Consider the following 6,718-nt stretch of genomic DNA (forward strand, 5'->3'; position numbering starts at 1 on the left):
CTCCACCTCACTACCGCCCCGCGCCAGCCGCTGATGCCCCACCTCGGCCGGGCCGCCCCCGGGGGGCCCCGGCCCCGCGCCCCCCCCCGCGCCGGGGGGGGGCCCGGCCCCCCCCGCGCGGGGCGGCCGGATGTCAGATGATCGACGTGTAGCTGTTCCAGCCGGCCTTGCCGATCTCGGCCTTCGCCTTGAACGTGGAGGTGCCGGTCTTGCCGGTGGCCGAGTAGCGGTACAGCTGGCCGCCGGACGTGGCGCCCACGATGTCGGCGCGGCCGTCGCCGTCGAGGTCGCCGGGGGCCGCGAGCTTGGTGTACGTGTTCCAGCCCGAACCGATCAGCGACTTGCCCTTGAACGGCGCGCTCGCCGAGCCGGTGCCCGCGTAGAAGTACAGCTGCCCAGCGGAGTTGCGGGCCACGATGTCGGCGTAGCCGTCACCGTTGATGTCGCCGGCGCCGACGATCTGGTTGAACTGGTTCCAGCCGCCGCCGATCTTCGTCTTCGCGTTGAAGCGGCCGTCGCCCTTGCCGGTGTAGAGCCACAGTGTGCCGCCGCTGTCGCGGGCGAGCAGGTCGCTGCGCCCGTCGCCGTTCAGGTCGCCGGGCCCGAGGATCAGGTTGACGCTGCCGAAGCCGGTGGTCTGGATGTCGGTGTAGCCCGGGGTGTCGTTGTAGAGCGTGCCCTGGTAGAGCTCAAGCACCGGCTCCTCGTCCGCGCTCGTCAGCGAGACCGGTGCGTTGAGCTTGGCGCCCTGGAAGCCCGTGCCGGCCTGCTGGCGCGAGTCGAGCCCGCCGGTGTTGAGCCCGGAGTAGTAGTAGAGCGTGCCGGCGGACGTCAGGCCATACAGGTTGTTCTTGCCCCAGAGGGCGTTGTTGCCCTGTCCGACGATGATCGCGCTGTTCCAGTTTCCACCGAGGTACTGCCGGGGAGTCAGTGTGCCGGTACCGCTGCCGTCGGGCACACCCGTGTAGTAGTACAGGTCGCCGCCGACCTGGCGGCCGAGGATGCCGCCCTGCTGCGAGTGGTCGTCGCCGTAGCCGATGAGCTGGTTGTACGTGTTCCAGCCGGTGCCGATCTTGACCTTGGCGGCCAGCGGCGAGGAGGCCGTGCCGTCCAGCCGGTAGTACCAGAGGTCGCCGTTGAGGTCGCGGCCCACCAGGGACTCGTAGCCGGTGCCCGTGATGTCGCCGCCGCCGACCAGCTGGTCGTAGACGCCGAATCCGGTACCGACCTTGACCTTGGCGGCGAACGGGTTGGACGTGTTGCCCGTGCCCGTGTAGAGGTACAGGTCGCCGGTGTGGGTACGGGCCAGCAGGTCGCCCCTGCCGTCACCGTTGATGTCGCCGACCGCGACGACCTTGTTGTACGTGTTCCAGCCGCTCCCGGTCCACAGCGGGCTGCCGCCGGGGAAGGAGTCGTAGTCCCAGAGCGACAGCTGGCCCGTGGTGGTCAGTGTGAGGACCTGGGTGGCCGTGGAGGTCTCCTGGCCGGGTGTGATGATATCCAGGTACTTCTGCTGGGTCGTGCCGTGATCGTTCCAGTCGCCACCGCTTCCGCCCAGCTCCCCGATGGAGCCGTCGCCGCCTTCGACCAGGACGTCGGCGAGTCCGTCGCCGTCCGGGTCGAAGCGCGGTGTGGTCAGCGGCGCGCCGGCCGTGTTCTGTCCCGCGACGAGCGAACGGGAGCGCTTCGAGGGCGCCTTGGCCTTCTTCGGCAGGGTGAACGTCGGCTGCGGCGCGCTCTTGGGTTTGGCCGGCGCGACGGCGTGCGGTGCGGTGCTGCCGGAACCCGTGTCGGCCTGTGCGGCGCCGGCCGGGCCGAGCGCGAAGGCGCCCGCGGCGAGGATTCCGGTGGTGCAGACCGCGATCAGGCGGCCGGAACGGCGCGTACGAGTGCGCGCCGAAGAGGAATGCGACACAACCCCCCCATGGGATGTGAAGAACGCGCTGTGGAATGTCCATGCGCGGAAGTGAATGACCAGGCGAGTCGCCTGTGCGACTGACGTGGACGCCTCACTATATCCCCAGGAACCTCACAGATTCGTTGCTATTTCTTCAAGGAACCGCAGGGCTGCTTCCAGGAACCGCAGGGCTGCTTCCAGGAACCGCAGGGCTGCTTCAAGGAACGGCGGGGCCTCTTCAGGGAACGGCGAAGGGGCGGCGCCCGGTTGGGCCCCGCCCCTTCGCTGTCGCGCGGTCCCGGCCACCACCGGGAGCCGGGTGCTACGAGGTGCGCTGCCTGCGGCGGATCGCCGCGCCTGCGCCGATCGCGACCAGGAGCGCGGCGCCCGCCGTGACCGGGACGGTCAGGGACGTGGAGTCGCCGGCCTCGGAGGCGAGGCCCGAGTCGTCGAGGCCGCCGCCCATGGGGCCGGTGATCTTGACGTCCTTCGCGGGCTTCGGGGCCTTCTTCGGGATCGACCTGATGCTGGAGACACTGCCGTTCTTGCTGAGCAGCACCTCGACGTTGTTGGGCTTCCTGAAGTTGAAGAAGTTGTTCATCGTGCCGGCACGGGAGTCGAAGGACGCGTCACCGACGCTCTTCGTGGACCAGTTCTGCTCGACGAACCGGGTGATCGAGGCCTGCTCGGTCAGCGTGTGGTCGACCGCGTTGGTCTTCGCGTAGGGCGAGATGACCATCATCGGCAGGCGCGGGCCGGGGCCGCAGCGGTCGGCGTAGCCGCCCTTGGCCTTCGGTCCCTGCCGGCAGGCGACGGCGTCGGTGGGCTTCCCGTTGGAGCCGGTGGTGGTGTCCTTGGAGCCGTTGAGCACCGGCGGGGCGACGTGGTCGTACCAGCCGTCCGAGTCGTCGTACGCGAGGACGATGGCCGTGGACTTCCAGTCCGCCGACTTCTGGATCTTGTTGATCTCGCCGGTGAGCCAGTGCTGTTCGTCGATCGGGTCGGAGTTGCCGGGGTGCGCGTCCTGGTACTGCGCGGCCTTGAGGAACGACACGGCGGGGAGCTTCTGCGCGGCGAGGGCGGCGTCGAAGTCCGTCAGGTCGTAGTTGTGGTTCGCGCGGCCGTTGTGACCGATCTCGTTCACACTGGCGGGCGCCAGGTGGTGCGGGTTCGACGTCGACTTGTAGTACTCGAACGGCGAGTGGTGGGGGCTGTAGTCGACGACCGACGTGCCGCCGACGTTCTTGTGGGTCGCCCCGCAGACGGCGTACGTGCCCTTCGTGCCGTCCCACGCGGTGGTCGGCCGGAAGCCGCCCTGGAACCAGCCCCAGGAGACCTTCTTCTGGTTGAGCAGGTCACCGATGTTCTTGCCCCGCATCGCGGCGAGCGGCGTGGTGGCGGTGTGGTTCGTGTCGGCGCAGTCGTCGTACGCCGGGTCGGGGTCGCCGATGACCGTGCCGACGCCCTTCTTGTCCGGCGAGGCCATGACGGCAGAGCTGGGCGTGGCCGTCTGCTTCGGGTTCTCGGTGCCGGTGGCCGGGTCGACCGAGATCACGCCGTGGGTCTGGCCCGAGATGAGGTTCAGCGCGCCGGGCGTCGAGGGGCCGAAGTTGGAGCCGTAGGAGTTGTCGCTCAGCGCGTAGTGCTGGGCGTAGTTCCACAGTGCCGTGGTGGTGTTGCCGTCGTAGTAGTCCATCGAGAGGCCGGGCTCGCCGAACAGGCCGCCTGAGCAGGTGTCCGTCTCGGTGTTCTGGACGAACTTGTCCGACTTGCCGTTGTTGTACGCGAGTTGCTCGGGCCCGTAGTTGTGGTTCTGCGAGCACGTCAGGGCTTGGTCGGGACCGAGCCGCTTCGGGGCGTACTGGTTCGGGTTCTTCTTCAGCAGCTTCGCGTTCGCGAGGTTGTCGACCTTGGGCGTACGGCTCGACGCCACGAAGGGTGTGCCGTCGGTGTTGGCGGCCTTCGGGTACGTCGCGAAGTAGTGGTCGAAGGACTCGTTCTCGTCGAATATGACCACCACGTGCTTGATCGGCGTGGTCGTCCTCGCGCTGTTGTCCTTCGCTTTGGGGGCAGCGGTGGCCGGGGCCACCGAACCGCCGAGCGCGACGAGCGCGGCCGCCGCGACGAGCGCCGCGGCCTTCCCCGCGCTGCGCCGGCCCGGCGCCGCCATGGCTCTTGCACTGAACATCTGTCACCTATCCATGCCTGCGCACCGGCCACCGCCCCCATGGGCGTGTCGTCATGCGCTGTCGGATTTCGGTAAGCATGTTCTGTGAGCCGTACATGCGGGCGCATGGCACGAACATGTCCTGCGGGTGAATGGTTGGCCAGCACCTCCCCATGAATCTCCTGTGAAACGGTAGAGAGTGCTGGTCGCACTCGCAAAGAAGCCCGCGATCCCGCCGGGGCGCCTCCTCGCGGGGCTGTGGCCGAGCCCGTCGCGACAGGTCCTGCGTACGGATGCGCGAGAGTTTTTGAACGAGTTCAAAAATCTGCGCTACCCTGACGGTGTGAAGGTGCTGCTTCCCGGGGGGACCGGGCACGTCGGGCGGGTGCTTCAGCGGGCGTTCCTGCGGGACGGACACGAGGTGGTCGTCCTGACCCGCCGCCCGGGGGCCTCCCGAGCCGTTTCCGGCGGCGCGCGCGAGGTGGCGTGGGACGCGCGGACAGCAGGGCCCTGGACACGTGAGGTCGACGGTTGCGATGTGATCGTCAACCTGGCAGGCCGCAGCGTCAGTTGCCGTTACACACCGGCCAACCTCCGGGAGATGATGAACTCCCGCGTCGACTCCGCCCGGGTGGTGGGCGAGGCCGTGGCCGCCGCCGCGAACCCGCCGCGTCTCTGGCTCCAGATGAGCACGGCCACGATCTACGCACACCGTTACGACGCTCCCCACGACGAGGCGAGCGGAGTCATCGGCGGTACCGAGAGCGGAGTCCCCGGCTACTGGGCGTACAGCGTGGAGATCGCCAAGGCCTGGGAGGCAGCCCAGTCGGAGGCGGACACACCGCGCACCCGCAAGGTCGCCCTGCGGGCGGCGATGGTGATGAGCCCGGAGCGCGGCAGTGTCTTCGACGTCCTGTCGCGGCTCGCGCGACTCGGCCTCGGCGGGCCGGTGGCAGGCGGTCGCCAGTACGTCTCATGGATTCACGAGGACGACTTCGTCCGGGCCCTGCGGTTCCTGATCGACCGCGACGACCTGTCGGGCCCCGTCAACCTCGCGGCCCCGGACCCGCTGCCGCAACGCGCGTTCATGCGCGCGCTGCGCGGCGCCTGGTCCGTGCCGGTCGGGCTGCCCGCCACCCGCTGGATGGCCGCCCTCGGCGCGTACGCCCTGCGCTCCGACACCGAACTCCTCCTCAAGAGCCGCCGCGTGGTCCCGGGCCGGCTGACCGCCGCGGGGTTCGCCTTCGATCACGGCACGTGGCCGCGGGCGGCGGCCGACCTCGTACGCGCCGCGCGTCTGCCACGGGCGGTGGCGGGCACCACCGGATGACGAGGGCGCGGCCCGCAGCCGCTCCGGGCACTCCCTGGGCATCCGCCGGGCATCCGCCGGGCCGCCGATGCGGGGCTGCCGTCGCACTACTGCCGACGCGCGGCTGCTGGCGCCGGGTTCAGCGGTGGTCGCGGAAGAGCGTTCAGCGGTGGTCGCGGAAGAACTCGGTGATGTCGCGGGCCAGCAGGCCGGGTTCCTCGTGGGCCGCGAAGTGCCCGCCGCGGGGCATCCGGGTGTAGCGCGTGAGGCGGTACGTGCGCTCGGCCCAACTCCGCGGCGGCCGGGTCAGATCGGCGGGGAAGACGGCGAGGGCCGTGGGCACCTCCACCCGCTCCACGCGCCGGGTCGGCCCGTGGGCGTACTCGTAGTAGGGGCGGAACGAGGTGGAGATGGTGTTGGTGAACCAGTAGAGCGAGGCCTGTGTGAGCAGGAAGTCGTCGCTGAAGCGCGCGGACAGGTCGCCGCCGCAGTCGCTCCACGCCCGGTACTTCTCGACGATCCACGCGAGCAGGCCTGCGGGCGAGTCGCTCAGCCCGGGAGCGAGCGTGAGCGGGCGGGTGCTCTGCTGGTGCTGGTAGCCGCCCTCCTGCTCCTGCCAGGTCGCCACGGAGGCGAGGTAGGCCCGTTCCTCCGCGGTGAGGCTCTCCGGGTCGTGGCGGGCCGGAGCCGCCGCGGCCAGCAGGTGGATGCCGACGATCGCCTCGGGGTGTGCCTCCGCGAGCCGGGAGGTGATGCCGGCGCCCAGGTCGCCGCCGTGGGCCGCGTAGGCGGCGAAGCCCAGTTCGTCGCGCATCAGCCGGTGCCAGAGGTCGTGGGTTGCCTCCGCGCCGCTGAGCAGGGGCCGCGCGGGCGAGAAGGCGAATCCCGGCAGCGACGGCACGATGACCGTGAAGGCGTCCTCCGGCTCTCCGCCGTGCCGGGAGGGGGCCGCCAGCCGCTCGGCGAGGGGCACGAGTTCCAGGAACGAGCTGGGCCAGCCGTGCGTGAGGACGATCGGCAGCGCGGCGGGGTGCTCACCGTCGAAGCGGAGGTAGTGCACGGGTGTGCCGTCGATGTCGGCGAGGTGCGACGGCAGGGCGTTGATGGCGGCTTCGTGCGCCCGCCAGTCGTAGCCGGAGGCCCAGTGGGCGACGAGGCGGCGCAGCTCCGCCGGATCGGTGCCGGCCTCCCAGCCGCCGCCCGGCCAGGGCGCGGCCCATCGCGTGGCCCGCAACCGGGCACGCAGGTCGTCCAGTTCGGTGTCACCGACCGAGATCATGGGCGTACTGCCGCTGGGCATGGGGACTCTCCTTGCGGTACGGGGCGGGGCGGAGTGGTACGGGGC

At 70.4% G+C, this 6,718-nt stretch carries 4 protein-coding genes; 1 reads left to right on the forward strand and 3 read right to left on the reverse strand.

Features of this window, described 5'->3' with window-relative positions; genetic code table 11:
* Positions 1 to 133: 133 nt before the first annotated feature.
* Both LCE31_RS40795 and LCE31_RS07725 read right to left on the reverse strand, forming a co-directional pair.
* Positions 134 to 1,915, reverse strand: a complete 1,782-nt coding sequence (locus LCE31_RS40795; protein WP_225013255.1) for an FG-GAP repeat domain-containing protein — start codon at positions 1,913 to 1,915, stop codon at positions 134 to 136.
* A 304-nt stretch (positions 1,916 to 2,219) separates the two neighbouring features.
* The gene (locus LCE31_RS07725) at positions 2,220 to 4,085 is read right to left on the reverse strand and encodes a phospholipase C (protein ID WP_225013256.1); all 1,866 of its coding nucleotides are present in this window, start codon (positions 4,083 to 4,085) and stop codon (positions 2,220 to 2,222) included.
* Positions 4,086 to 4,407: 322 nt separating this feature from the next.
* Here LCE31_RS07725 and LCE31_RS07730 point away from each other — a divergent pair, with 322 nt between their 5' ends.
* Positions 4,408 to 5,394, forward strand: a complete 987-nt coding sequence (locus LCE31_RS07730; protein ID WP_225013257.1) for a TIGR01777 family oxidoreductase — start codon at positions 4,408 to 4,410, stop codon at positions 5,392 to 5,394.
* A gap of 142 nt (positions 5,395 to 5,536) precedes the next feature.
* On the opposite strand, the gene LCE31_RS07735 is transcribed toward LCE31_RS07730, so the two are convergent.
* Entirely contained in the window at positions 5,537 to 6,673 is a 1,137-nt protein-coding gene (locus LCE31_RS07735) for an epoxide hydrolase family protein (RefSeq protein WP_225013258.1), read from the reverse strand.
* Positions 6,674 to 6,718 lie beyond the last annotated feature (45 nt).

The organism is Streptomyces sp. 8L, from assembly GCF_020176795.1.
Classification (GTDB): domain Bacteria; phylum Actinomycetota; class Actinomycetes; order Streptomycetales; family Streptomycetaceae; genus Streptomyces.

Bases quoted from the DNA above. Each gene is read 5' to 3' on its own strand.
- LCE31_RS07725 (WP_225013256.1), bottom strand. From the start codon at position 4,085: ATGTTCAGTGCAAGAGCCATGGCGGCGCCGGGCCGGCGCAGCGCGGGG.
- LCE31_RS07735 (WP_225013258.1), bottom strand. From the start codon at position 6,673: ATGCCCAGCGGCAGTACGCCCATGATCTCGGTCGGTGACACCGAACTG.